Origin of the sequence: Pseudomonas congelans, from assembly GCF_900103225.1 — a bacterium.
In the GTDB taxonomy this organism is placed as follows: Bacteria; Pseudomonadota; Gammaproteobacteria; order Pseudomonadales; family Pseudomonadaceae; genus Aquipseudomonas; species Aquipseudomonas congelans.
In genome coordinates this window covers 125765-152385 of sequence record NZ_FNJH01000006.1, presented here as the reverse complement: position 1 = coordinate 152385, position 26621 = coordinate 125765, and the positions used below count along the sequence as shown (strand labels likewise).

General features: G+C 60.6%; 24 protein-coding genes. 21 read left to right on the top strand and 3 right to left on the bottom strand.

The window, feature by feature from the left end; translation table 11 throughout:
* Window positions 1-237: 237 nt before the first annotated feature.
* The gene (locus tag BLR20_RS19835; protein WP_003307908.1) at window positions 238-531 is read right to left on the bottom strand and encodes a hypothetical protein; all 294 of its coding nucleotides are present in this window, start codon (window positions 529-531) and stop codon (window positions 238-240) included.
* Window positions 532-626: 95 nt separating this feature from the next.
* Between BLR20_RS19835 and pbpC the strand changes: the two genes are divergently transcribed.
* Window positions 627-2975, top strand: coding sequence for a peptidoglycan glycosyltransferase PbpC (gene pbpC / locus BLR20_RS19830; RefSeq protein WP_054993275.1), 2349 nt, complete (start codon window positions 627-629; stop codon window positions 2973-2975).
* A 124-nt stretch (window positions 2976-3099) separates the two neighbouring features.
* Here pbpC and BLR20_RS19825 read toward each other — a convergent pair whose 3' ends face one another.
* Window positions 3100-3507 carry a response regulator gene (locus BLR20_RS19825; RefSeq protein WP_032615610.1) on the bottom strand — a complete coding sequence of 136 codons (408 nt, stop codon included), beginning with the start codon at window positions 3505-3507 and terminating at the stop codon, window positions 3100-3102.
* A 42-nt stretch (window positions 3508-3549) separates the two neighbouring features.
* Window positions 3550-3756 carry a Flp family type IVb pilin gene (locus BLR20_RS19820; RefSeq protein ID WP_032615612.1) on the bottom strand — a complete coding sequence of 69 codons (207 nt, stop codon included), beginning with the start codon at window positions 3754-3756 and terminating at the stop codon, window positions 3550-3552.
* A 330-nt stretch (window positions 3757-4086) separates the two neighbouring features.
* On the opposite strand from BLR20_RS19820, the gene cpaB reads away from it, so the two are divergent.
* The 20 genes from cpaB (at window position 4087) to BLR20_RS19720 (ending at window position 26618) form a co-directional block, all read left to right on the top strand.
* Window positions 4087-5046, top strand: a complete 960-nt coding sequence (gene cpaB / locus BLR20_RS19815) for a Flp pilus assembly protein CpaB (protein ID WP_054993276.1) — start codon at window positions 4087-4089, stop codon at window positions 5044-5046.
* Between the two features lie 20 nt (window positions 5047-5066).
* Window positions 5067-6317, top strand: coding sequence for a type II and III secretion system protein family protein (locus BLR20_RS19810; RefSeq protein WP_054993277.1), 1251 nt, complete (start codon window positions 5067-5069; stop codon window positions 6315-6317).
* Window positions 6314-7504 (top strand): CpaE/TadZ family protein, encoded by a 1191-nt coding sequence (locus BLR20_RS19805; RefSeq protein ID WP_010427300.1) that lies wholly within the window; start codon window positions 6314-6316, stop codon window positions 7502-7504. Before BLR20_RS19810 ends, BLR20_RS19805 begins: the two co-directional genes overlap by 4 nt.
* Window positions 7504-8760 (top strand): TadA family conjugal transfer-associated ATPase, encoded by a 1257-nt coding sequence (locus tag BLR20_RS19800; RefSeq protein WP_003313926.1) that lies wholly within the window; start codon window positions 7504-7506, stop codon window positions 8758-8760. Before BLR20_RS19805 ends, BLR20_RS19800 begins: the two co-directional genes overlap by 1 nt.
* A gap of 18 nt (window positions 8761-8778) precedes the next feature.
* Complete coding sequence (locus tag BLR20_RS19795) at window positions 8779-9663, top strand: type II secretion system F family protein (protein ID WP_003419403.1); 885 nt, start codon at window positions 8779-8781, stop codon at window positions 9661-9663.
* Window position 9664: 1 nt separating this feature from the next.
* Window positions 9665-10549, top strand: coding sequence for a type II secretion system F family protein (locus tag BLR20_RS19790; RefSeq protein ID WP_010427304.1), 885 nt, complete (start codon window positions 9665-9667; stop codon window positions 10547-10549).
* A 35-nt stretch (window positions 10550-10584) separates the two neighbouring features.
* Complete coding sequence (locus BLR20_RS19785) at window positions 10585-11322, top strand: tetratricopeptide repeat protein (RefSeq protein ID WP_054993278.1); 738 nt, start codon at window positions 10585-10587, stop codon at window positions 11320-11322.
* The gene (locus BLR20_RS19780) at window positions 11319-11591 is read left to right on the top strand and encodes a DUF3613 domain-containing protein (RefSeq protein WP_010427307.1); all 273 of its coding nucleotides are present in this window, start codon (window positions 11319-11321) and stop codon (window positions 11589-11591) included. Before BLR20_RS19785 ends, BLR20_RS19780 begins: the two co-directional genes overlap by 4 nt.
* 106 nt (window positions 11592-11697) lie before the next feature.
* Complete coding sequence (locus BLR20_RS19775) at window positions 11698-13485, top strand: protein-disulfide reductase DsbD (protein WP_268873238.1); 1788 nt, start codon at window positions 11698-11700, stop codon at window positions 13483-13485.
* 129 nt (window positions 13486-13614) lie between these two features.
* Window positions 13615-14067 carry a type II 3-dehydroquinate dehydratase gene (gene aroQ / locus BLR20_RS19770; RefSeq protein ID WP_002555369.1) on the top strand — a complete coding sequence of 151 codons (453 nt, stop codon included), beginning with the start codon at window positions 13615-13617 and terminating at the stop codon, window positions 14065-14067.
* A gap of 79 nt (window positions 14068-14146) precedes the next feature.
* Window positions 14147-14608, top strand: coding sequence for an acetyl-CoA carboxylase biotin carboxyl carrier protein (accB, locus tag BLR20_RS19765; RefSeq protein ID WP_010427311.1), 462 nt, complete (start codon window positions 14147-14149; stop codon window positions 14606-14608).
* Window positions 14609-14625: 17 nt separating this feature from the next.
* On the top strand, window positions 14626-15969 hold the full coding sequence (gene accC, locus BLR20_RS19760) for an acetyl-CoA carboxylase biotin carboxylase subunit (protein ID WP_004412001.1): 1344 nt from the start codon (window positions 14626-14628) through the stop codon (window positions 15967-15969).
* Between the two features lie 137 nt (window positions 15970-16106).
* Window positions 16107-16985, top strand: coding sequence for a 50S ribosomal protein L11 methyltransferase (gene prmA, locus BLR20_RS19755; protein WP_054993280.1), 879 nt, complete (start codon window positions 16107-16109; stop codon window positions 16983-16985).
* Between the two features lie 24 nt (window positions 16986-17009).
* Window positions 17010-18326, top strand: a complete 1317-nt coding sequence (locus BLR20_RS19750; RefSeq protein WP_054993281.1) for a DUF3426 domain-containing protein — start codon at window positions 17010-17012, stop codon at window positions 18324-18326.
* 316 nt (window positions 18327-18642) lie between these two features.
* Complete coding sequence (gene dusB / locus BLR20_RS19745) at window positions 18643-19656, top strand: tRNA dihydrouridine synthase DusB (RefSeq protein WP_010427319.1); 1014 nt, start codon at window positions 18643-18645, stop codon at window positions 19654-19656.
* Window positions 19653-19973 carry a DNA-binding transcriptional regulator Fis gene (gene fis / locus BLR20_RS19740; RefSeq protein WP_002555375.1) on the top strand — a complete coding sequence of 107 codons (321 nt, stop codon included), beginning with the start codon at window positions 19653-19655 and terminating at the stop codon, window positions 19971-19973. The genes dusB and fis overlap by 4 nt, the downstream gene beginning before the upstream one ends.
* A gap of 80 nt (window positions 19974-20053) precedes the next feature.
* Window positions 20054-21658 (top strand): bifunctional phosphoribosylaminoimidazolecarboxamide formyltransferase/IMP cyclohydrolase, encoded by a 1605-nt coding sequence (purH, locus tag BLR20_RS19735; protein WP_003341009.1) that lies wholly within the window; start codon window positions 20054-20056, stop codon window positions 21656-21658.
* A gap of 118 nt (window positions 21659-21776) precedes the next feature.
* Window positions 21777-23072 carry a phosphoribosylamine--glycine ligase gene (purD, locus tag BLR20_RS19730; RefSeq protein WP_010427323.1) on the top strand — a complete coding sequence of 432 codons (1296 nt, stop codon included), beginning with the start codon at window positions 21777-21779 and terminating at the stop codon, window positions 23070-23072.
* 90 nt (window positions 23073-23162) lie between these two features.
* Window positions 23163-25952, top strand: a complete 2790-nt coding sequence (retS, locus tag BLR20_RS19725) for a hybrid sensor histidine kinase/response regulator RetS (protein ID WP_054993282.1) — start codon at window positions 23163-23165, stop codon at window positions 25950-25952.
* A 69-nt stretch (window positions 25953-26021) separates the two neighbouring features.
* Window positions 26022-26618: a MarC family protein gene (locus tag BLR20_RS19720; protein ID WP_010427328.1), complete on the top strand. Its 597-nt coding sequence runs from the start codon at window positions 26022-26024 to the stop codon at window positions 26616-26618.
* Window positions 26619-26621: the final 3 nt, after the last annotated feature.

Genomic DNA, 26621 nt, shown 5'->3' with positions numbered 1-26621 from the left:
GCGAACTTGTTCGCGAAAGGGCCGGTACATCCGCTGAAGATGTATCGCCCGTACCAGAGCCTTCGCGAACAAGTTCGCTCCTACAAAAGCAAAAAGTGTCTCAGATGTGCGTCACAGAAACGATCGAGGCACCATACACAACTGCCCCGACACACCGCAGCTCCAGTAGGAGCGAGCTTGCTCGCGAAAGCGTCGCCCCGCTCACCCACGATGGCGGCGGGTCAGCGTTTCAACGCATCAATGAATGATCCAGCTCAGCAACCAGAGGCCCAGCGCCAGCCAGATGATGCCGAGGATGATCGAGGCACGCATGAAGGCGCGGACCGCCGAATACAGCAGCATCAGGCCGATGACCAGTGCGATGATGCTGATCAGCGACGTGTCCATGCCCAGCGTGCGAGACAGGCCATCGACAAAATTTCCCCCAGCATGGGTAAACCCGTTGAACAACCACGCCAGACCGTCGACAAAGAAGCGAATGATCGCGCCGATGGCCTGCCCGAGCCATTCAAAAAAGCCTTCTACCTGCATATGTACGTCCTGATTGGGGTCGTGAAGAAAATGGTCTGTCCGCTTTGGCTGTCGCAATGCGTGTCAGGTTCCGTGGATCATAAAGGCTCTTTGCGTTGAAACCTGAATTTCTTCTGCGCCTGCCGCGAACATTCAAGTGGCTGGCAGGCGCGATCATGCTGCTGATCGCCCTCCTCTGGCTGGCCGACCGACTCTGGCCGCTGCCACTGCCCAGGGATGATCTGGCTCGCGTTGTACTGGCCGAGGACGGCACGCCGCTATGGCGCTTTGCCGATGCCAATGGCGTGTGGCGCTATCCGGTCAGCAACGAACAGGTCTCGCCCTACTACCTCGAAGCCCTGCTGACCTACGAAGACCGCTGGTTCTACAGCCATCCCGGGGTGAATCCGCTGGCGCTGCTACGCGCCACCTGGCAAAACCTCAGCGGTGCCCGTGTAGTCTCGGGTGGCAGTACGCTGTCGATGCAGGTGGCGCGGTTGCTCGATCCGCATTCACGTACGTTATCCGGCAAGTTTCGTCAGCTGTGGCGCACGCTGCAGCTAGAGTGGCACCTGTCCAAGGATCAGATCCTCAGTCTGTACCTCAATCGCGCCCCGTTCGGCGGAACACTGCAAGGCGTCGCAGCCGCCAGTTGGGCTTATCTGGGCAAATCGCCGCAAAACCTGACCCGCGCCGAGGCAGCATTGCTGGCGGTGCTGCCACAGGCGCCAAGCCGCCTGCGTCCCGACCGTCACCCGCAAAGGGCTCAACAGGCTCGCGACAAGGTGTTGAGACGTCTGGCCGAGTTTCAGGTGTGGCCACAAGCAAGCGTGAACGAAGCACTGGAAGAGCCTTTGTGGCTGGCACCGCGACAGGAACCGAGCCTTGCGCCGCTGCTGGCCCGACGCCTGAATCGCGCCAACAGCCCGCCATTGATCCGCACCACGCTGGACGCCGCACTGCAACGGCGTATGGAAGACCTGCTGATGGGCTGGCGCGCACGCCTCCCGGAGCGGACGTCGGCAGCGATTCTGGTGGTCGAGGCGGAAAACATGGCCGTGCGCGCGTACGTCGGCTCGGTGGACATCAACGATGCGAAGCGTTTCGGCCATGTGGACATGGTCACCGCCCTGCGCTCGCCGGGCTCGACACTCAAGCCGTTTCTGTACGGCATGGCCATGGACGCCGGACTGATCCATTCAGAGTCCCTGATGCAGGATGTGCCGCGCCGCTATGGCGATTATCGACCGGGCAACTTTTCGAGCGGTTTCGGCGGACCGGTGGCGGCCAGTTCGGCGCTGTCGATGTCCCTCAACCTGCCTGCCGTGCAATTGCTGGAGGTCTACGGGCCGAAACGCTTCGCCGCCGAACTGCGCAATGGCGGCGTACCCCTGACCCTGCCGCCGCTGGCCGAGCCCAGTCTGGCGCTGATTCTTGGTGGCGCGGGCAGTCGGCTAGAGGATCTGGTGACAGGCTACAGCGCCTTCGCGCGCGGCGGGCGCAGTGCCGATGTTCGACTGCAACCGCAGGACCGACTGCGTGAGCGGCGGATGATGTCACCGGGCGCTGCGTGGATCATTCGACGCATTCTCAGTGGCCAGTCGCGCCCGGACATCGACCCGCGCGCCGAATTGGTACAACGTCCGCAACTGGCCTGGAAAACCGGCACCAGCTATGGCTTCCGCGATGCCTGGGCGATTGGCGTCGGGCCGCGCTTCCTGGTCGGTGTCTGGATCGGTCGGCCGGATGGCACACCGGTGCCAGGGCAGTTCGGGCTGGCTTCGGCAGCGCCACTGATGCTTCAGGTCCACGATGTGCTGGTCAATCGCGACAGTCAGCGCGGCATCGCCACACCCGTCCAGCCCGTGCCGCAGAACGTCGGTGTGGCCGCCATCTGCTGGCCGCTCGGTCAACCGATGAGTAAAAGCGATCCGAATTGCCGTCGCCAACGCTTCGCATGGACGCTGGACGGCACCACACCGCCAACCCTGCAAGCGGCCGACCAACCGCTTGGGCTGGGTTTGCAGGAGCATATCTGGGTCAATGCCAAGGGGCTGCGCGTCGCGGCCAATTGCCCGGACGCCCGAGCGCAGGAGATCGCGCTGTGGCCTGCGCCTCTTGAGCCCTGGCTGCCCAGAGCAGAACGACGCGACGCACGCCTGCCGCCTGCTGACCCGGATTGCCCGCCGCAGAACCTGAACCTGGCGCCCCCACTGAGCATTGTCGGTGTCCGCGAAGGCGACAACCTGCGCCTGCCTGCCGCCAGTCGTCAGGCTTTACGCCTCACGCTCTCGGCACTCGGCGGCAGCGGCCACCGCTGGTGGTTTATCGATGGCAAACCTTTGGCAGAAACCGACACCAGACAGGATTTCACTCCCACCCTGAGCAAACCGGGGCGTTATCAGTTAAGCGTGCTGGACGAGAGCGGCCAGACTGCGCGGGTTGAATTCAGCGTGGTGGAGTGAGCACAGACTGGTGTGACGCAGAGCGTCACGAAAGGCATTCCCACGCTGGAGCGGGAGGAACGATAGCCCTTTAACTTGGTGCCCATGCTCCAGCGTGAGCATGCTATACGGCGCGAGCCTGTCGTCACTGAACCTGAAAGATCTTCGGCTCGGGAAACAGGTTGTTGAGGGTTTCCAGCAAGCGGACGTGATAGATCGGCTTGCGGAACAGGTCGAGCACGTGGAGGCGCAGCAGATCGCTGACGTCATCCATGTCGGCATGGCCGGAGGTGACGATGACGGGCAAATGCTGGCGTGAGGTGTGATCGCGCAGGTGACGAATCAACTGGATGCCGCTTTCCTCCGGCATCCGCAGGTCAGTGATCACCAGCGCGATATCCGGATGGAGGGTCAACTGGTGCAAGGCCATCTTGACGGAAGACGCCGTGAAGCAGCAGAACCCCTCACTTTCGAGCAGTTCTGCCAATTCCTCGTTTGCGTCCTCTTCGTCATCAACCAGAAGCAGTTGTTGGCGGATGGGGTGGACAGCCATGTGGTTATCTCAACAGGAATAAACTCAAAGCATATTAATCAACTAACTTACCGTCGTACCACCCAATCCAGTGACAATTTCATTGAATTTTCCTTTGATAGCGTCCCCCAAGGGTGTCACGAACGCAAACAGCACCAACGCCACCATAGCTACGATCACTGCGTACTCGATCGCCGATGCTGCCTCCTTGTCCTTAAAAAAAGACTGAATACGCGTGTAGACGCTGACATAAAACTGGGTAAGGAACATCTCATTTCTCCTTGCGCCTTCAGTGGCGCCAATAAACCTTCGTGCGCATGTATCCCTCGCAATATCAGCATTGCCTTCAATCAAAAAACCCACAATCTCAACAAAGCATTAACCGGAAAGTTATAGGTCTTGCCAACCCGTTACAAAGACTGCCGAAACGGCTATGCCATTCATCCGAAAGCATTTTTATACCAAAGCAGAATGGCGCTTTGATTGCCATGAGCTACCTTCACATAACGGACATTTGACCTTGTCCTCTATTACTCGATGGTGAAATTGCCGCGCCGCGTGTGTTGAAGTTGTCCTGCGATGACAAAGGGAACAGTTGCCATGAGCAGTCGCATTACCCTGGTGCTTGCTGTCCTGTTTTTGTTGGGGGCGTTAATTGCCGGGTATCTGGGGATCGCCGTCAGCAAACCAGCCGAGGCACCTACAGTTGTCATTCCGCCCAGCGAACCTGTCACCACCGAAACAGCGATCCAGACGCCGCCGACGCCTCCCGTCGAGGACGCTCTGCGTCACAACGTCGTGGTATTGGCCAGGGATATCCCTGCCTACACCGCAATCACGGCCGATGACCTGACCATCGAGCGCCTTAAGGTCGCCCCGCCCGGGAGCTTTGAAGCCATCGATAAAATCGTCGGCCGCAGCAGCTGGCGAACGCTGACCGCCGGAAGCTGGCTTACGGAGAGCAATTTCGAAGCAGGCGGCACACTGGCGCGAATGATTCGGCCACACGAGCGGGCCCTGGCGCTGCAGGTCGATGAGGTGACGGGCGCCTCCGGGCAACTCAGCCCCGGCGACTACGTGGATGTACTACTTTACCTGCCTGAAGACGCGAGCAATCCGAATCGGTCGAGCCAGGTCGTGGTTCCCGCCCTGCGGATTCTCGGCGTTGGCGGGCTGCTCGGTCCGGACCACAACGGCAAGCCGGTGCAGGACATCAATGCTGACGAACGCCTCAAGCAGGAGCAGCAGCGGATCAACGCGCGAACCGTCACGGTCGCGGTGCCGCAAGCCCTGGTGGCGCGTCTGATGCTGGCGTCGCAAACCGGTGTCCTGCGTCTGGCCGTGCGCAGCGCCGACGAGGGTAACCTGCAAAATTACTGGGCAAACGAAGCCGGCGGCTCTGACGCGGCAGAGCGACTCGATTCGGCCAACCGCCAACTGGTCGTTTTCAGACAGTTGAGCCTCGGCCCGGCCAGCGCGCCAACAGCAGGCGCAACTCCGCGTACGTCTCGCGCTGTCGAGGTCATACGCGGTAACCAGATCACGCAACAAACTCCCTGATTGAGCAAGGATTGCATTTGATGAGCTGTTGTTCCGTGCCAGTTATAAAACCCCGTTTGCTGGCGTTAGTCACCGCGGCACTGTGTGCGCCCGCCGCGTGGGCCGCTCCCGGCAGTTGTGCAGGCCTTGCCGCGATGCCGGCGGCCGTGGAAATCGACCAGGGCATTCAACAGGAGGTGCGCTCTGCGGTACCCATTACCCGCATCGCCGTGGGTGATCCGAAAATCGCCGATGTGCACGTCAACGGCACCGACGGTTTTCTGTTGACCGGCGTGGCGCAGGGGACGACCAGCCTGATGGTCTGGACGGCCTGCGCAAGTGCGCCGCGCCAGAGCATGGTCTTCGTGCGCGGCCGGGCGACGACAGCCATGGTCGAGAGTGTCACCGCGCCGTCTGCCGATGCGCAGTTACCCAGCCAGGTGCAGACGGACATCCGCTTTATCGAAGTCAGCCGCACCAAACTCAAGGAAGCCAGTACCTCGATCTTCGGCAAGGGCTCGAACAACTTTCTGTTCGGCGCGCCCGGCACGGTGCCGGGTGTCAACGTCACGCCCGGCACCGTCAGCGGCACAAGACCGAGCATTCCGCTGAACAACAGCAATTTCAATATTGTCTGGGGCGGTGGCAGCAGCAAGGTGCTGGGCATGATCAATGCCATGGAAAACAGTGGCTACGCCTACACCCTGGCACGCCCCAGCCTGGTCGCCCTCAACGGGCAAAGCGCGAGCTTTCTGGCCGGCGGCGAATTCCCGGTGCCGGTGCCCAATGGTGAGGGCAACGGTATCTCCATCGAGTACAAGGAGTTCGGCGTGCGCCTGACCCTGACCCCGACTGTCGTGGGTCGCGACCGGATTCTGCTGAAGGTCGCACCGGAAGTCAGCGAGCTGGATTTCTCGGCCGGTATCACCATCGCCGGGACCACCGTGCCAGCACTCAACATTCGCCGTACCGACACCAGCATTGCGCTTGCCGACGGCGAGAGCTTCGTGGTCAGCGGCCTGATCAGCTCCAGCAACAGCGGCTCGGTGGACAAGTTTCCCGGCCTGGGCGACATCCCGATTCTCGGTGCATTTTTCCGCAGCTCGCAGATCCAGCGCGACGAGCGCGAACTGCTGATGATCGTCACGCCGCACCTCGTCCAGCCACTGGCCGCCAACGCCCGACTGCCGTCGCTGCCGGGTGAGGCATTGCGCACCTATGACCCGAGTTTCCCGCGCCTGTATTTTCTGGAAAACGGCGATTTCGACCGCCGCGACGGGTTATCCAAATGAGCCAGAGCCTGAGCCAGACCTTCCTGGCAATCACCCGTAACAACACCGACCTGGAGTGGCTGCAAAGTGCTCTGGGCTCGCTGGGCCAAGTGGTCAGTGCCGGTACGGGCAGCCTCGACGACCTGCTGGCGCTGGTGGACGTGACGTTCGCCAGCGTGGTGTTCGTCGGCCTGGACCGTGAGCATTTGATGACCCAGAGCGCCCTGATCGAAAGTGCGCTGGAAGCCAAGCCGATGCTGGCCATCGTTGCGCTCGGCGATGGCATGGATAACCAGCTGGTGCTCAACGCCATGCGCGCTGGGGCCAGGGACTTCGTTGCCTACGGGTCGCGTTCCAGTGAAGTCGCCGGTCTGGTCAGACGCCTGAGCAAGCGCCTGCCCGCCGTGACGCCCAACCCGAACATGAGCGGCCTGTCGGTGCTGTACGGCGTACAAAGTGATGACGACGGGGCCTTGATCGCGACTCACCTGGCGATGGTCGTGCACAAGAGTGGGCAGCGCACGCTGCTGCTGGACCTCGGCCTGCCACGCGGCGACAGCCTGTTGATGCTCGGTCTTGAATCAACGTTCAGCTTCGGTGACGCCCTGCGCCACTTGCGCAGGCTCGATGCAACGCTGATCGACAGCGCATTCACCACCAGCGAAAGCGGCCTGCGCATTCTGGCCTACAGCGAAGCCGACGATCATCTGGAACAGTCCAGTGCCGCCGAGCTTTATATGCTGCTCAGCGCACTGCGCCAGCATTTTCAGCATGTGGTCGTGAACCTGGTGGGTCAGCCAGACAGCGAAGCCTTGCGCTCGCTGGTCAGCCATTGCGATCAGTTGCTCTGGTACACCGACCAGAGCGTATTGGGCTGTAGACGCAACCTGACAGTGCTCAACAACTGGCGCGAAAAAGGCATGAAAATGCAGCACGCCGGCCTGCTGGTCGATCGCTATCAGCGCTCGGTCGCGCCCAATTCCGAAACCGTAAGCAAAACCTTCGGTCTGCCGGTGCTGGCAGTACTGCCGCTTGCACCGGAGCTGCGCCTCAACGCCAAGAATCAGGGCGTGACGCTGTTCGAACTGGCCTCACGCGACGCACTGTGCTCCGGGCTGCGGCGGCTTGGCGAGCACCTGGCACGGCATACCGAGGCTCGCGAGAAGCCCGATCAGGGCTGGCTCGCTCGACTGTGGGGGAACCGGTAATGGCGGAGAAACTGTTTGGCGTCTCATCGCGTACACAAGGCAAGCCTGACGACGGGCAAGGCCTGAAACTGGTGCTGCACCGTTACATCATCGACGGCATGGAAGAAAGCGGCAAAAGCCTGCTGGAAGGCTCACGACCGGCCCTGGCGCAATTCGTCATCGACAAGGTGGCCGAATACGTCGCACGTCTGCGGCTGGCCATTTCGCGTTACGAAATGGAGCGCCTGGCTGAAGAACTGGTCGACGAACTGACCGGCTTCGGTCCGCTGGAAGTGCTGCTGCGCGACACCTCGGTGACGGAAATTCTGGTCAACGGGCCAGGCAAGGTATTTGTCGAGCGCGATGGCGTGCTGCATCACACTGACCTGCGCTTTATCGACTCGCACCATGTCGAGCGTGTGATGCAACGCATCCTGGCACCACTCGGGCGCCGCCTGGACGAGTCCTCACCCATGGTCGACGCGCGTCTGCCCGATGGCAGCCGGGTCAACGCGATCATTCCGCCCATCGCGCTGGACGGCCCTTGCCTGTCGATCCGGAAATTTCGCAAGGACATGCTCAAGAGCGCGGACCTGGTCGCAATGCAGACCATCGACCAGTCGATTTTCGAGTTCTTTCAGGAAGCCGTCGGCAAACGCTGCAACATTCTGGTCAGTGGCGGCACCGGCACGGGCAAGACCACCATGCTCAACGTGCTGAGCCAGTTGATCGACAGTAATCAGCGTCTGGTGACCATCGAGGACGTAGCCGAGCTGCAGCTCAGTCACCCGCATGTGGTGCGCCTGGAAACCCGCCCGCCCAACGCCGAAGGGCATGGCGAGGTGCGCGCCAGCGACCTGATCCGCAACTCGCTGCGGATGCGCCCGGACCGCATTATCCTCGGCGAGATTCGGGGCGTCGAAGTGCTGGACGTATTGACCGCAATGAACACCGGCCATGACGGCTCGATGAGCACCGTGCACGCCAACAATGCACAGGATGCCCTGCTGCGCCTGGAAACGCTGGTGGGCCTGACCGGGCGGCTGATCCCGGAAAAGACCCTGCGCCAGATGGTCTGCGCGGCACTGGATGTGATTATCCAGCTGACGCGCCTGCCTGACGGGCGCCGCTGTGTCAGTGAAGTGGTGGAAGTGGTCGGCATTCGCGATGACATCTATGTCACCAATACCCTGTTTCGCGTTGATCGTCGCACCGGGGTCGGCTTCATGCGCGAAGCGGCCCACGCCGCTGGCGACAAGCTGCGGCCCGGCTACTGACATGCTCAAGGAGTCGGCATGAGTGCGTCTCTGGTACTGGGCCTGATCTCCTTGCTGCTGTTTATTGCGTCCATTCGCATGTTCTACCTGGCGCTCAATCAGGGAGCCAGTGAACGGGTCCGGCAGCGGCTGATGGCCGGGCAAGTGCAGCCCGTGGCCGAAAAGACCGGTTGGAGCTACCTGGACAGGGCCTTTTTGCGCGCCGGGCTGGGACAGCCGACCAAACGCATGGGCCTGGCCTTGTCGCTGTATGCGCTGCTGATACTGATCGGCTACGCAACGGCCGGAGTCGTCGGTGCCCTCAGCGTGCTGCTGGCGGTGCCTCTGACACTGCGTGTGTTCGTGTCGTGGCGCTATGAGGTGCGCGTGCGCCGCATGATCCAGCAACTGCCGCAATTGCTCGACCATACCGTGCGCAGCCTCAAGTCCGGCAGAACCCTGGCCGACGCGGTACTGCATGGCATCGACGCCACCGACCAGCCGCTCAAGGACGGCATGAGCCGGATCGAGCGTAACGTACAACTGGGCGTCAGCCTGCCGGATGCGGCGAGGGACTTTGCCGAACTGTATGAGCGCGACGAGTTTCACCTGTTCGCCATCGGCTTGCGGGTCAATCACCGCTATGGCGGCAATGCCAGCGAACTGATGGAAAACCTGATCAAGCTGATTCGTGATCGGGAACAGGCCGGTCGCCAATTGCGCGCAATGACCGGCGAAACCCGCATGACTGCAGTAGTGCTGGCCCTGCTGCCGATCAGCATGGCCGGTTACTTTCTGGCGGTGAACCCCAGCTATCTGCTGCATATGTGGGACGACGAAAGCGGCAAGATCATGCTGAGCGTGGCCTTCGCCCTGCAGGTCACGGGGTGCGTGGTGTTGTGGCGCATGTTGAGGAGCATTTGAGATGGAACTGTTATTCGCCGCCATGATGCTTGCCGCTGCCGCATTTCTGCTGTTGTCAGGCATAGCGCGTCAACGTCGCAATGAACGTCTGGTGGCCAGACGCTTGAGGGGCCAGGTAATCCGCGAAAGTCGCATCGGCAGCCTGTTGCGCTTGCTCGGCGACACACGCATCGGTCAACGCAGCATCACCCTGGACTCGGAAACCCAGATGCTGCTCAACCGCATCGGCTGGCGGCGCGCCAGCAAACGTTCGTTGTTCGCGGCCTGCCAGGTCGGCGTTCCGGTGGGTCTGATGGCCATGGTTATCCTGGGCCAATTGCTGTTTTTCAAAGGCATCCAGCAACCGCTCATTGCACCGATCTTTGCCCTGGGCGCCGGCTATCTGCTGCCCAAGCGGATTCTGGCGGCCGTGGCTCGGCGCCGTCAGAAACAAGTGGTGGTGGAAATCTCTACCTTTATTCCGTTGCTGCGCATCCTGTTCGAGTCCGGCATGGCGGTCGAGCAGGCGCTTCGGGTACTCAGCAACGAAGGTAAAGACCTGCTGCCGGTGCTGTCCGAGGAAATCCGCGTGGTGCTGATGCGCGTCGATTCCGGCCTGGAGCTGGGTGAAGAACTGAGAAAAACCGCTGCCCTGCTGGACGTCGACGAGCTGAGCGACACCTGTGTGATCCTCAATCAACTGATTCATCAGGGCGGCGGCGCATTGAAGTCCCTGCTCACGCTCAAGCAACTGATCGACGACCGACGCCTGACCCGCCTGCAGGAATACATTTCCAAACTGTCGGCAAAGATGTCGGTGGTCATGATGGTGTTTCTGTTCCCCGCCCTGCTGATTGTGCTGGCAGGGCCAGGATTTATGGCAATAAGCCGCGCACTGGGCAGTTGACCCGGTGTTACCCGTGCACGAAAGGACGCATTGCAATGAAACCAGTGATCGTACTACTCGGGCTGCTGTTGCTGGGCGGATGCGCCAGTGATGGTCGCCCCCTCTGGACGCAGACCACGGCTCAGCCGGGGCAGTGTCCCAAGCTGACCTCGGATCAGGAGTTCTCCCTGAATCTGGCTCAGAACATGGCCGATGAAGGCCGCCTGCATGCCAGCCTTGCCAACCTGGAAAGCTTGCCCGACAGCCTGGGCGAGGTTCGCCTGCGCAAGGCCCGGGTGTTGCGACTTCTGGGCAGCAACGAGGCCGAACCGCTGTACCGCAGCCTGCTGGGTACCTGCCGGGCAGCCGAGGGCGAACATGGCCTCGGGCAACTGGCCGCAGCACGTGGTGACAACGCGCTGGCACAGCAACACCTGCTGATGGCCAGCAAGCTGCAACCGACGGATGAAAAGATCCGCAACGACCTGGGCGTCGTCTACCTCAACCAACTGAAACTGGAGCAGGCACGCTTTCAGTTCCTGACGGCCATGGAGCTCAAACAATCAGACTCGCTGGCGGCGCTGAACCTGGCCACGCTGCTGATCTATCAGAACAACTGGACCCAGGCCGCAGAACTGGCATCGCGGGCCGGGCTGACGCCTGAACAGGTGACCGATGCACAGGCGCGTGCCGAGCAATTGAGAAAGCCCCTTGCTGCTCCGCGAGCATCTGCACGGCCTATCGCGAGCCTGACAGGGCAAAATGAACGTCAGTCCCAAGAGGTACAGCCATGAAGCGCATCATACTTACCGGGTGTGTACTGCTATTGAGCGCAGGAGATGCCTGGGCGGACAAAGGTGAAACTTCGTCTTCTGAAACCGGACAGACCGAGACCTGGCTGCAGCTTCAGGCCAGCGGCAAGGCGGCATCGCCGACACCGCAGGTCAATACCGCAGCAGAGCGCGACCTCAGTCTGCAACGCTGGCTGGACACGTATAAATACAAGATCCCGGATTTCTACGAACAGGAGGCTGGTGGCAGCTTTTCCTCGGGCAGAAAATAATTTCGGCACGACCGCGGGCCTGCTGAAACCCACTCTTACAACCTGCTCTCGGCACGCCGTCGGGCACTCCGTTATCATGCGCGGACTTTCGATATTCGAGACTGCCATGCGCCGTTTTTTATGCCTTTTGTTGTTGATCCTGGCCCTGCCCGCCTCCGGTGCAGGTTTGCTGGATAGCCGTCCTTCATCCACCCTGGGCGGTGGCTCGCTGGATAACAGCAAGGACTTCCTGCCTGTGCGTCAGGCCTTTCAGTTGAGCCTGATCGAAACGACACCGGAGTCGATCAAGCTGAGGCTGGTCGCCACCGACGGCTACTACCTGTATCGCCACCGCTTCCAGTTCCGTACCGAGCCTGCCGACATCGGCCTTGGCGAAGCGCAACTGCCCAAGGGCGAGCAGAAACACGACGAGTACTTTGGCGATGTCGAGGTCTATCACGGCATTCTCGATATCGACCTGCCACGCAAACCCGGTGAACAGCGTCCCTTCACCCTCGCTGTGACGTATCAGGGCTGCGCCGACAAGGGCTTGTGCTATCCACCTGAAACCGAGCGTTTGAGCATTGGTGATACGTCCGCCAGCCCGGCTGACCAGGCCTCTGCCAGGGCACCCGCAGCAGCAGCCTGGAGCTGGAAAGAGCTGGCGCTGTTTTTTCTCGCCGGCGTAGGCCTGACCTTCACCCCTTGTGTACTGCCGATGCTGCCGATTCTGTCCGGCGTGGTACTGCGCGGTCAGGTTGGCGGGTTGCGCGGGCTGAGCCTGTCCCTCGCTTACGTACTGCCAATGGCGGCGTGCTTTGCCCTGCTGGGCGCGCTGATGGGAATGTTCGGTGCAGGCCTTAACCTGCAGGCGCGATTGCAATCGGCCTGGGTGCTGGTGCCGTTCTCGGCATTCTTCGTGATCTTCGCCATAGCCATGTTCGGCGCTTTCGAACTGCGCCTGCCGCAATCGATCAGCTCTCGCCTGGACCGTGTCGCCGGCAAGACCGAAGGTGGTTCCTTGTGGGGTGCAGCAGTGCTGGGCGTGGTCTCCAGCCTGCTGGTATCACCTTGTGTATCAGCGCCTCTGGCCGGCGCGCTGTTGTATATCAGCGCCAGCGGCGATGCGCTCGGCGGCGCTCTGAAACTGTTTGCGCTGGGGCTGGGCATGGGCGCGCCGCTGTTGCTGATCGCCACCGGTGGTGCGACATGGCTGCCGAAAAGCGGCCCTTGGCTGGTGACGGTCAAAAACGCCATCGGCGTGCTGCTACTGGGACTGGCAATCGGCCTGCTGAGCCGCGTGCTGCCAGGTCAGGTCACGCTGTTGCTGGTGGGTCTGTTATCGGCTGGTGTCGCACTGTTTCTCGGCGCACTGGAATTCAACGTCAAAACCACACGGCAGAAACTCGCCCAGTTGCTGGGGCTGGCACTGCTGGTCTATGCACTGGCGTGCTGGTACGGCGCGCTGTCCGGACAGACCGACCCAATGCGCCCGCTGGGTCGCGAGTACGCCACGGCGAATAACGGAGCACAGGCAACGTCGGAGTCACAGTGGCAGACGATCACCAGCTCCGCCGAACTGGACCGTTTGATGCAGGAAGCCCGGAGCGAGGGCAAACCGCTGGTACTCGACTGGTATGCCGACTGGTGCATCAGTTGCAAGGTCATCGAACACGAAGTCTTGCCTGACCCGGCTGTGGTTGCCCGCCTGTCGGGTTACCAACGGGTACGTTTCGACATCACCGACAGCAACGCAGAGCAGCGCGCCCTGCTCGACCGGTACAAGCTGTTTGGTCCACCAGCGCTACTTTTCTTCGATAAAAACGGCGAAGAACTGCAAACTGCCAGGGTCGTCGGCGAAATCGACGCAGCAGGCCTGATCGAGCGTCTGAACAGCTCAAGTGACCAGAACTGAGACCTGAGTCATAAACTTTGCGCGAATATCGCTCATTGTGCTGGCTACTGTTGTTAACTGGACAGTCCATTGCCCTTCCGGCATAGTCGCCGGGCGTAAACCGCTCGCAGACAATAAAAGGAACACGCAATGGCGACTATCCTGGTCCTCCACGGACCCAACCTGAACCTGCTGGGCACTCGGGAACCCGGGGTCTACGGCACGATTACTCTGCCTCAGATCAATCAGGATCTGGAGCAGCGGGCTCGCGATGCCGGTCACCATCTGATGTATCTGCAAAGCAACGCCGAGTACGAACTGATCGACCGCATTCACGCCGCTCGCGGTGAGGGTGTGGACTTTATCTTGATCAATCCGGCCGCTTTTACGCACACCAGCGTTGCAATACGTGACGCGCTGATGGGAGTGAGCATCCCATTCATCGAAGTGCATTTATCAAACGTGCACAAACGCGAACCTTTCCGCCATCACTCCTACTTTTCAGATGTCGCTGTAGGAGTGATCTGCGGCCTTGGCGCCAGCGGTTACCGACTGGCCCTGGAGGCCGCCCTGGAACAACTGGCCGCCAGTGCCAAGCCATGACGAGTCCAGCCTGAAGCTGACCATATGGCTTGAGCCGGTCGACAAATTGCCCTTACAGAACCTTGGGAGTTGATGATTGATGGATATTCGCAAAGTCAAGAAACTGATCGAATTGCTGGAAGAGTCCGGTATTGACGAACTGGAAATCCGTGAAGGCGAAGAATCCGTACGGATCAGCCGTCACAGCAAGACTCCGGCACAGCCTTACTACGCACCTGCTCCGGTTGCTGCGCCTGCAGCCGCTCCGGCTCCGGCAGCAGCACCTGTTGCGGCCGCAGCAGAAGTGCCATCGGCTCCGAAACTGAACGGCTTTGTGGTCAAGTCGCCAATGGTCGGTACGTTCTACCGTACCCCGGCGCCTACTTCGCCTGCATTCGTCGAAGTCGGCCAGACCGTCAAGAAAGGCGACACCATCTGCATCGTCGAAGCGATGAAAATGATGAACCACATCCAGGCAGAAGCCAGCGGTGTGATCGAATCCATCCTGGTAGAAAACGGTCAGCCGGTTGAGTTTGACCAGCCGCTGTTCACAATCGTTTGACCCGGGGAGAGCCTGCGATGTTGGAAAAAGTTCTGATCGCCAACCGCGGCGAAATTGCCTTGCGCATCTTGCGTGCCTGTAAAGAACTGGGCATCAAGACCGTCGCTGTACACTCCACTGCAGATCGCGAGCTGATGCACCTGGGCCTGGCAGACGAAACCGTCTGCATCGGTCCGGCACCGGCCAATCTGTCCTACCTGAACATTCCGGCGATCATTTCGGCTGCCGAAGTGACCGGCGCGACGGCGATTCACCCGGGCTACGGGTTTCTCGCCGAGAACGCCGACTTCGCCGAACAGGTCGAAAAATCGGGCTTCGCTTTCATCGGTCCCAAGGCAGACACCATTCGCCTGATGGGTGACAAGGTTTCCGCCAAGGACGCCATGAAGCTGGCCAACGTGCCGACCGTTCCCGGTTCCGACGGTCCGCTGCCGGAAGACGAAGCCATCGCTCTGCGCATTGGTCGTGAAGTCGGTTACCCGGTGATCATCAAGGCCGCCGGTGGCGGTGGTGGTCGCGGTATGCGTGTGGTTCATCGCGAAGAAGACCTGATCGAAGCCGCGTCCCAGACCCGCGCCGAAGCAGCTGCCTGGTTCAGCAACCCGATGGTCTACCTGGAAAAATACCTGACCAACCCACGTCACGTGGAAGTCCAGGTCATTTCCGACGGCCAGGGCCAGGCCATCCATCTGGGCGATCGTGACTGCTCGCTGCAGCGCCGTCACCAGAAGGTTCTGGAAGAAGCGCCGGCACCGTTCATCGACGAAAAGGCGCGCGAGGATGTTCTGGCTGCCTGCGTCAAGGCATGTATCGATATCGGCTACCGCGGTGCGGGTACTTTCGAGTTCCTGTACGAGAACGGTCGTTTCTACTTCATCGAAATGAACACCCGTGTTCAGGTGGAGCATCCGGTTTCGGAAATGGTCACTGGCATCGACATCGTCAAGGAGATGCTCAGCATCGCCGCCGGCAACAAACTGTCGTACACCCAGGATGACGTGGTCATCAAGGGCCATGCGCTGGAATGTCGGATCAACGCCGAAGACCCTAAGACCTTCGTGCCAAGCCCTGGCCTGGTCAAGCACTTCCACGCACCGGGCGGCAACGGTGTACGGGTCGATTCGCACCTGTACAGCGGCTACAAGGTTCCGTCCAACTATGACTCGCTGATCGGTAAAGTGATCACCTGGGGCGCGACCCGCGAAGAAGCCATGGCACGCATGCGCAATGCCCTGGACGAAATCGTGGTCGACGGGATCAAGACCAATATCCCGCTGCACCGCGATCTGACCCGTGATGAAGGCTTCTGCGAAGGCGGAGTCAACATCCACTATCTGGAGCACAAACTGGCCAATCAATAAGCCAGTCTGCTTCACAACGACAAAGCCGCAGTGATGCGGCTTTGTTGTTTGCAGCGCATAGCAGTAAACTTGCCCGCTTCCTGCGGCCGCACTGGCCTTACTAGCCGCACTTATTTCCAAATCGAAGGTAATCCGCCATGCCTTGGCTGCAAGTCCGTCTCGCCATCAGCCCGGAACAAGCCGAAACCTACGAAGACGCCCTTCTTGAAGTCGGCGCCGTGTCCGTGACATTCATGGACGCCGAAGACCAGCCGATTTTCGAGCCCGAACTCAATACCACCCCGCTGTGGGCACACACCCACCTGCTGGCGTTGTTCGAAGCCGACACCAATGCCAAGATGGCCCTGGCGCATTTGAGCCTGCTGACCGGCGAAGAATTGCCCGAGCACAGCGCCGAAGTCATCGAAGATCAGGACTGGGAACGCAGCTGGATGGATAACTTCCAGCCGATGTGTTTCGGCAAGCGCCTGTGGATCGTTCCGAGCTGGCATGCTGCGCCGCAACCCGACGCCGTGAACCTGTTGCTCGACCCGGGCCTGGCGTTCGGCACCGGGACCCACCCGACCACCGCGCTGTGCCTCGAGTGGCTGGATGGCCAGGACCTCGAAGGCTGCAACGTGCTTGATTTCGGCTGCGGCTCGGGCATTCTGGCCATCGCCGCACTGCTGCTCGGTGCCGAACAGGCCGTTGGTACCGATATCGACGTGCAGGCACTGGAAGCCTCTCGTGACAATGCCGGACGCAACAATATCGTCGCCGAACGCTTCCCGCTGTACCTGCCCGAGGATCTGCCACACCAGCAGGCCGACGTGCTGGTCGCCAACATTCTGGCTGGCCCGCTGGTTTCCCTGGCGCCGCAACTGGCTTCCCTGATCAGGACCGGCGGACGCCTGGCACTGTCAGGCATCCTTGCCGAACAAGGTGAGGAAGTCGCGGCAGCCTATGCTGACAGTTTTGATCTGGACCCGATCGCAAACCGAGATGGCTGGGTACGCATCACGGGTCGCCGCCGTTAACCGCCGCTTCAACCGGACAGCCGCATGACCGACAGTTTCGTCACCCAGTGCCCGCACTGCCAGACCAGTTTCAGAGTCAGTCACGCTCAACTGAGCGTGGCCCGTGGGGTGGTGCGATGCGGTGCCTGCCTGCAGGTGTTCAACGCAGCGCGGCAGTTGCTCGAGCAACGCGCCAGTGATGACTCCGCAAAAGAGGCCCTGCCCGCCTCGCCGGTGCTCGCAGCCCTGCCCGAACCGGAGGCCCTGCCGCCCCCCGAGCTTGAGCTGAGGCCGGAGCCGGAGCCGGAAAAGGCGCCCGAAGAAGACGACCCCTGGCAAGTCAGCGAGCTGGATCTGGATAATCTCAATCTGGACGAAGAACTGGCTCGCCTCGAACAACGCGAGACCCGCAGGCCTGACACCTTTACCCGCCCTGTCAGCGATATCGGCAACGACGGTGTGAGCCTGACAGCGAAGCGTGACAGTCGGCAGAGCGACGAAGCGGCATGGGTCGATACGTTGCACAACGACGATGTCGAGCAACTGCCGGAACTGCATGCCGAGGTTATCCCGGATACCGACTCTCCAGAATCTCCGGAACCGCTGGAGGACCACAAACGCACCGAGCCGTCGCTGTCACTGGACAAGGATCTGGACGATGACGAGCCTCCAATGCCGGTCATCATCCAGCGCAAAGCCGCGCCCGCCGAGAGGGTCGAGCGCTGGTCTGCGGTGGATGACGATGATGAAGATAACGACCATGAGCCGGAGCCTGAACCGCGGGGCAAGCGCAGCCGCAACGAACCGGAAGTGCGTGACCAGACACTTCTCGACCTGACTGACGACCCTCTGCAGCTCGACTGGCAACGGCCCAAACCACGCTGGGGCCGACGCCTCGCCTGGGGCCTGTTGATCGTGCTGGCGCTGGCGGGTCTGGCAGGACAATACGTCTGGTACCACTTCGATCAGCTGGCACGCCAGGACCAGTACCGCCCGTTGTTTCAGCAGATTTGCCCGCAGGTTGGCTGCAAGGTGCCGAGCAAGGTCGACATTTCCCAGCTCAAGAGCAGCAATCTGGTTGTGCGCAGCCACCCCGAGTTTCAAGGGGCTCTGGTGGTAGATGCGATCATCTACAACCGCGCCTCGTTTTCCCAGCCGTTTCCCCTGCTGGAGCTGCGTTTTTCCGATACCGGAGGTCAGTTGATCGCCAGCCGTCGGTTCAAGCCCAGTGAATACCTGAGCGGTGAAATGGCCGGCAAGGAAGAGATGCCACCCCAGACGCCGATCCACATCGCGCTGGATATCCTTGATCCAGGCGCGAAGGCCGTGAACTACAGCCTCAACTTCCGCTCGCCGGAATGACTCGTCCGCGGCTCTTGCATATGCCGAGACTGCTTCTTTACACCCTTTTTTCATCAAAGAACGCTGCATGATCGCAGAAATTTTGCGACAAAATACCCTCTGACCGGCCTTGTCGAGCATCGGCAAGAGCTGTTCAGATTTTATCCAATTCAGCCTTTATCCAGTCATCGAGAGCGGGTATCATGCCAACCCTTTTTCAAACTCTCGGTTCGATCTGGCGGTGGCGCATGCGGCTGGCGGAATGAGCCGTTGCAGACCGGGTGAAACGGTTTTTACACGGCCTGCGGATGATTTGGCCTCCACAACAGGTAAGGCTATGTCGGCAGTACGCATCGGCCCATATACAGTGCACAACGGCTTGATCCTCGCCCCGATGGCGGGCGTCACCGACCAGCCTTTCCGTCAGCTGTGCCGAAGACTCGGTGCCGGTCTGGTGGTTTCGGAGATGGTCACCAGTGACATGAGCCTGTGGAACAGCCGCAAATCGCGTCTGCGCATGATCCACGAAGGTGATCCCGAGCCCCGCTCGGTACAGATCGCCGGTGGAGATCCGCAGATGCTGGCAGACGCAGCACGTGCCAATGTCGAACTGGGCGCCCAGATCATCGACATCAACATGGGTTGCCCGGCCAAGAAAGTCTGTAACAAGGCAGCAGGCTCGGCGCTATTGAAGGATGAGCAGCTGGTCAACGACATCCTGCAGGCTGTCGTGGCTGCAGTCGATGTACCGGTCACGCTGAAGATCCGCACCGGATGGGATCGCGATAACCGAAATGGCCTGACAGTGGCGAAAATCGCCGAGCAGGCAGGCATTCAGGCACTGGCGGTGCACGGGCGAACCCGTGCCGACCTGTACACCGGCGAGGCCGAGTACGACACCATTGCCCAGATCAAACAGGCCGTGTCGATCCCGGTCTTTGCCAATGGCGACATCGATTCACCGGAAAAGGCCCGGCATGTGCTGAAGGCCACCGGTGCAGACGGATTACTGATTGGCAGGGCCGCACAGGGGCGTCCCTGGATTTTTCGCGAGATAGAACACTTCCTGCGTACCGGAGAGACACTCCCGGCACCGCAGTCGAGTGAAGTGGAACGCATTCTGCTTGAGCATCTGGCAGCGCTCCACGTTTTCTATGGAGACGTGATGGGCGTGCGCATTGCACGCAAACACGTCAGTTGGTATCTCGCAACCCTGCCGGGCGCCAGAGAGTTTCGCGCCCACTTCAATCGTTTGGAAGATACGGAAGCACAGTGCGCCAACGTTCGGGAGTTCTTCAGCCAAGGCTGCAAGGGCCCGGATAACGAGAATGATAAAGAGGTGGCCGCATGACGATGATGACCGAGACTTTAGTGAGTGGAACAACACCCGTGAGCGACAACGTCAATTTGAAACAGCACCTCAACACGCCGAGCGAAGAGGGTCAGACCCTGCGCGGAAGTGTCGAGAAGGCGCTGCACAATTATTTCGCCCACCTCGAAGGCGCATCCGTCACTGACGTCTACAACCTGGTGTTGTCGGAAGTCGAGGCTCCGCTTCTGGAAAGCGTGATGAACTACGTCAAGGGTAACCAGACGAAGGCCTCCGAGCTGCTGGGACTGAATCGCGGCACGCTGCGCAAGAAACTCAAACAGTACGATCTGCTTTAAAGCATTCAAAACAGAAAAGGCGACCTTGCACCGCGGTCGCTTTTTTTTGCTGACTTCTTTTGCTTTTGATGGAAATCGAGATGACCGACCAGACTACCCGCCTGCCGATCCGCCGCGCCCTGATCAGCGTATCCGACAAGACAGGAATCCTTGAGTTTGCCCGCGAGCTTGAAGCGCTGGGCGTCGAGATTCTTTCCACTGGCGGTACGTTCAAGCTGCTCAAGGACAACGGCGTCGCGGCAGTCGAAGTGGCCGACTACACCGGCTTCGCTGAAATGATGGATGGCCGGGTCAAAACCCTGCACCCCATGATCCATGGCGGGATTCTGGGTCGTCGCGGCATAGACGACGCCATCATGACCGAGCACGGCATCAAGCCGATCGACCTGGTTGCGGTCAATCTGTACCCGTTTGAGGCCACTGTTTCTAAGCCGGGCTGCGACCTGCCCACCGCCATCGAAAACATCGATATCGGCGGCCCGACCATGGTCCGGTCTGCGGCGAAGAACCACAAGGACGTCGCCATCGTGGTCAATGCCGGCGACTACGGCCAGGTCCTGGAAAGCCTCAAGGCCGGTGGCCTGACCTACGCCCAGCGTTTCGACCTGATGCTCAAGGCGTTCGAGCACACCGCCGCCTACGACGGCATGATCGCCAACTACCTGGGCGGCGTCGACCAGACCGCCGAAACCCTGAGCACCGAAGGCCGCAGCCAGTTCCCGCGCACCTTCAACACCCAGTTCGTCAAGGCTCAGGAAATGCGCTATGGCGAGAACCCGCACCAGAGTGCGGCGTTCTACGTCGAAGCAAAACCTGCCGAGGTTGGCATCGCCACCGCCACCCAGTTGCAAGGCAAGGAATTGTCGTTCAACAACGTGGCCGATACCGATGCCGCGCTGGAATGCGTCAAGAGCTTCGTCAAACCGGCCTGCGTGATCGTCAAGCACGCCAACCCGTGCGGTGTCGCGGTCTGCCCGGACGATGAAGGCGGCATTCGCCAGGCTTACGAACTGGCCTACGCCACCGACTCCGAGTCGGCATTTGGCGGCATCATCGCCTTCAACCGCGAGCTGGACGCTGCAACCGCCAAGGCCATCGTCGAGCGCCAGTTCGTCGAAGTGATCATCGCCCCGAGCGTCAGCGCCGAGGCCCGCGCCATCGTCGCGAGCAAAGCCAACGTGCGCCTGCTGACCAGCGGTCAATGGAGCGAGCGCCTGCCTGCCTGGGACTACAAACGCGTCAATGGCGGCCTGCTGGTCCAGAGCCGTGACATCGGCATGATCACCGAAGCCGACCTCAAGGTCGTCACTCAGCGTGCGCCGACCGAACAGGAAATGCATGACCTGATCTTCGCCTGGAAAGTCGCCAAGTACGTCAAGTCCAACGCCATCGTCTACGCCCGCAACCGCCAGACCGTCGGCGTCGGTGCAGGCCAGATGAGCCGCGTGAACTCGGCGCGTATCGCCGCCATCAAGGCTGAGCATGCCGGACTGCAGGTTCAGGGCGCGGTCATGGCCTCCGATGCCTTCTTCCCGTTCCGTGACGGCATCGACAACGCAGCCAAGGTCGGCATCACTGCCGTCATCCAGCCTGGCGGTTCGATGCGTGACAACGAAGTGATTGCCGCGGCAGACGAAGCCGGCATCGCGATGGTGTTTACCGGCATGCGTCACTTCCGGCACTAATCAGAAAGTCGGCCGCACTGTCGCAGGTGTCTGCTGCGCCAGTGCGACCTCGTACTGCGGGTCGGGTCGCCTCAGGCACACCGCGTACTCCAGAATCAGCGTCATCGAGGTTTTTGAAATGAATGTTTTGATCATTGGCAGCGGCGGTCGTGAACACGCTCTGGCATGGAAAGTCGCTCAGGACCCACGCGTGCAGAAGGTGTTTGTCGCACCGGGCAATGCGGGCACGGCGATCGAGGCCAAATGCGAAAACGTGGCCATCGACGTTCTGGCACTGGAGCAACTGGCGGATTTCGCTGAAAAGAACGTTGCGCTGACCATCGTCGGCCCTGAAGTACCGTTGGTTGCAGGTGTCGTCGACCTGTTTCGCAGCCGTGGCCTGGACTGCTTCGGCCCGACCGCCGGCGCTGCGCAGCTCGAAGGCTCCAAGGCGTTTACCAAGGACTTCCTGGCGCGTCACAAGATCCCTACTGCCGACTACCAGAACTTCACCGAGATCGAGCCTGCCCTGGCCTATCTGCGTGAAAAAGGCGCGCCGATTGTCATCAAGGCAGACGGCCTGGCCGCAGGCAAGGGCGTGATCGTCGCCATGACCCTGGCAGAAGCCGAAGACGCGGTACGTGACATGCTGGCTGGCAACGCCTTTGGCGATGCCGGTTCACGCGTAGTCATCGAAGAGTTCCTCGATGGCGAAGAAGCCAGTTTCATTGTCATGGTCGACGGCAAGAATGTATTGCCCATGGCCACCAGCCAGGACCACAAGCGCGTCGGCGACGGCGACAGCGGTCCGAACACCGGCGGCATGGGGGCCTACTCCCCTGCCCCGGTGGTTACCGCCGAGGTTCATCAACGGGTCATGGACCTTGTTATCTGGCCGACCGTCAGGGGCATGGCCGATGAAGGCAACGTTTACACCGGCTTCCTCTATGCTGGTCTGATGATCGATAAAGCGGGCAACCCGAAAGTCATCGAGTTCAATTGCCGCTTCGGCGACCCGGAAACCCAGCCGGTCATGCTGCGTCTGCAATCGAGCCTGGTACTGCTGGTCGAAGCTGCACTGGCGCAAGCGCTGGACAAGATTGAAGCACAGTGGGACCCGCGCCCGAGCCTGGGTATCGTGATGGCCGCCGGAGGCTATCCTGGCGACTACGCCAAAGGCGCAGTCATCGAGGGTCTGGACGCCGCTGCACAGCTCGAAGGCAAGATATTCCATGCAGGCACGGCCTTGCAGGATGAGCGTGTGGTGACCAGCGGTGGTCGTGTACTGTGTGCCACAGCGCTGGGTGACACCGTAGGCAAAGCGCAGGAAAATGCCTACGCGCTGGCCGCAAAAGTCGACTGGCAAGGGTGTTTCTACCGCAAGGACATTGGCTACCGTGCCATTGCCCGTGAGCGTGGCGAAGACCAGGAGTAATCGATCGGACCAGCCTCTTCAACCAGAGGCTGGCCGGTTGGTCCGGTATTCGCGGTTTTACCAGGCATTCACTCACGAAGGGATTTCATTGTGCGCGGGCTCAGGATTGCCATAGCCTCAACCGTCGGACTGCTGACTCTGCTGTTCATGCTTTCAGCGCAGGCCGAGCATGGTGCAGGCTGGTCGACGCTGCTCGATGAAAAGGCCCATCTGACGCTGGATGAAATCCGCTCGGCGCGCTACCAGAACCAATTCAGTCCCATTGAACTGGAACGTGTCACAGCGGCGGATCGCGACGGTGCCGTGTGGCTGCATTACCATATGCAACCGACTCAGCACGAACAACTGCTGCGTGTCTTCGCCCCGGACCTTTCCAGCGCCGACATGTATGTCATGGACGGCGATCGACAGATCGATCATGTACGCACGGGCAATGACGTGCCGATTGAAGATCAGCGACTGCCGTCCAACGATTTCCTGCTGCCGGTTCCGCAAAGCTCGGCGTCGCTGGATATCTATCTGAGGCTGGTCTCCGCGCAGAAAATGCGCCCCAGCATCACCCTTGAACCGGCCATCGAAAGCGCCGCCAACGAGACTCAGCCGTTGTTGTTCGGGCTGCTGTTTGGCGCGCTGTCCATGCTGATCGTGCAGAACCTGACGCGTTACGGACACACCCGTTCGCGCAGCAATCTGTGGCTGGCCGCCTGCGAATCGTTACTCGGGCTCAGTGCCCTGTTGCTCCTCAACCTGCTGCGCCCGATCGACCCGTGGAATATCGCTCAGACACCCAGTGCGCACCTGGCACTGCTGCTGGCCGCTGTCGCAGGCCTGATCTACACCTACTGTTTCTTCGTGCATCGCAATGCCCGCAAGCTCGATCGTCTGTTGCTCGGCAACGCGGTGCTCATGGGGATCGGCGCCTTGCTGGTGCTGTTCGACGAAAAGCTGCCAATCAATATCCTGACCTTCGGCCTGGTTTCGTTGACGACATTGAGCATTCTGGCGGTGTCGATGTGGCACTGGCAGAAGGGCTATCGTTCGGCGCGCCTGTTTGTCCTCGGGATGATTACCTTCAATATCGGCTATATGGTGGTTCTGCCTGGCCTGCTGTGGCTGAGCCTGGTGCCGCCACAATGGCTGATACTGGCGCTGCTCAGCGTGTTCTGCATCAGCGGTCTGCTGATGAGCCTGGCGCTCAGCGAGCGGCATCGCAGCATCACCGAAGACCGTTTCAGCATCAGCCGCGATCAGGCGGCCAGCACCGCCGAAATCAACGCCAAGGCCGAGTTCCTGGCCAAGATCAGCCACGAGATTCGCACGCCGATGAACGGCGTGCTGGGCATGACCGAACTGCTGCTCGGCACCCCGCTGTCGGTCAAACAGCGCGACTACGTGCAGACCATTCACAGTGCCGGTAACGAACTGCTGACGCTGATCAACGAAATTCTCGACATCACCAAGCTCGAGTCAGGACAGATCGAACTCGACGACGTGCAGTTCGACATCGGCGCGCTGGTCGAGGACTGCCTGAATATCTTCCGCGCCAAGGCCGAGCAGCAACAGGTCGAGCTGATCAGCCAGATCCAGCCTCAGGTGCCACGTGTCATCAACGGTGACCCGACCCGTCTGCGCCAGACACTGCTGAGCCTGCTGGAAAATGCCCTGAAGAAGACCGACGAAGGTGAAATTCTTCTGGCCGTCGCCCTTGAGTCCTCGAAAAGCGGCAACACGCGGTTGCGCATTTCGGTTCAGGACAGCGGCGAATCGCTTTCCGACGAAGAGCGTGAAGAGCTGCTGCACGCCGAACTGCACAGCCGTAACTTTCTGGCCAGCAGCCGGCTCGGCGGCCACCTCGGGCTGGTGATCGCTCGTCAGTTGATCGTACTGATGGATGGCGAATTCGGCATTCAGAACACCGGCGCGCAAGGCAATACGCTGTGGCTGAACCTGCCGCTGGACGCAAAGCTGCTTGAACAGCCGACCATCGATCTGGACAGCCCGCTGAAAGATGCCAGGGTACTGGTGGTCGACGACAACGACACGTGCCGCAAAGTGCTGGTCCAGCAATGCAGCGCCTGGGGCCTGAATGTCAGCGCAGTGGCGTCCGGCAAGGAGGCACTGGCCCTGCTCAGGACCAAGGCGCATCTGCGCGACTATTTCGATGTGGTCCTGCTCGATCAGAACATGCCGGGCATGACCGGCATGCAGCTCGCGGCCAAGATCAAGGAAGACCCTAGCCTGAATCACGACATTCTGTTGATCATGCTGACGGGCATCAGCAATGCGCCCAGCAAGATCATCGCGCGCAATTCCGGTATCAAGCGCATTCTGGCCAAACCGGTAGCAGGCTACACGCTCAAGACCACGCTGGCAGATGAACTGACCCAGTTGAACAAGGGTGTCGTGTCGAACAAGACCGGCCCAGTCGTGACTCCGCCGGTCAGCGTCCCCGGCGACTTCCGGATTCTGGTGGCCGAAGACAACAGCATTTCGACCAAGGTCATCCGCGGCATGCTCGGCAAGCTGAACCTCAACCCCGATACCGCGAGCAATGGCGAAGAAGCGTTACGCGCCATGAAGGCGCAGCGCTATGACCTGGTGCTGATGGATTGCGAGATGCCGATACTCGACGGCTTCTCGGCCACCGAGCAATTGCGCGCCTGGGAAGTCGGTAACCAGCGCGTGCGTACACCGGTCGTTGCACTGACCGCGCATATTCTCACCGAGCACAAGGACCGCGCGCGCCAGGCCGGCATGGACGGCCACATGGCCAAGCCCATCGAACTGTCCCAGTTGCGCGAACTGGTGGAGCACTGGGTAGCGCACCGTGACAAGGCCCGCGGGCTGACGTCGGACGGCGAGCACTATCGGCAAAACTGACAGCGACGGGAAAGGCCTGCGGCCTGATAGACTGGCGATGCCATTCACCTGCCGTTGTGAGTCGAAGCCATGCTTCACGTGTTGTTCAGCGTCTATCTGAAAATGCTGGTGCTTTACAGCCCGTTTTTCGTTCTTTCCTGTTTCATCAGCCTGACACGCGGTTACTCGCGCAAGGAACAACGGCGCCTGGCCTGGAAGGTGGCTCTGGCGACTCTGGTTTCCAGCGTGTTGCTCTATCTGTTCGGACGCGTGATTTTCGATGTGTTCGGCATCACGGTGGATGCATTCAGGATTGGTGCCGGCAGTGTGCTGTTCATATCGGCGCTGGGCATGGCCCAAGGCAAGTCGGCAGTGCAGACCGATAATATCCAGCAGGATGTGACCATTGTTCCTCTGACCATTCCGCTTACCGTCGGCCCCGGCACGATAGGGGCACTGCTGGTCATGGGCGTCAGTCAGCCCCACTGGGACGACAAACTCACCGCCATTCTGAGTATTGCGCTGGCCAGCCTGACCGTCGGCGTCGTGCTTTACCTCTCCAACCGTATCGAAAGAATCCTCGGCGATCAGGGTTTGCAGATTGTCAGCCGTTTGATGGGGTTGTTCGTCTGTGCGCTGGCCGCGCAAATCATCTTCACCGGCATCAGGGGCTACCTGCTGCCCTGACAG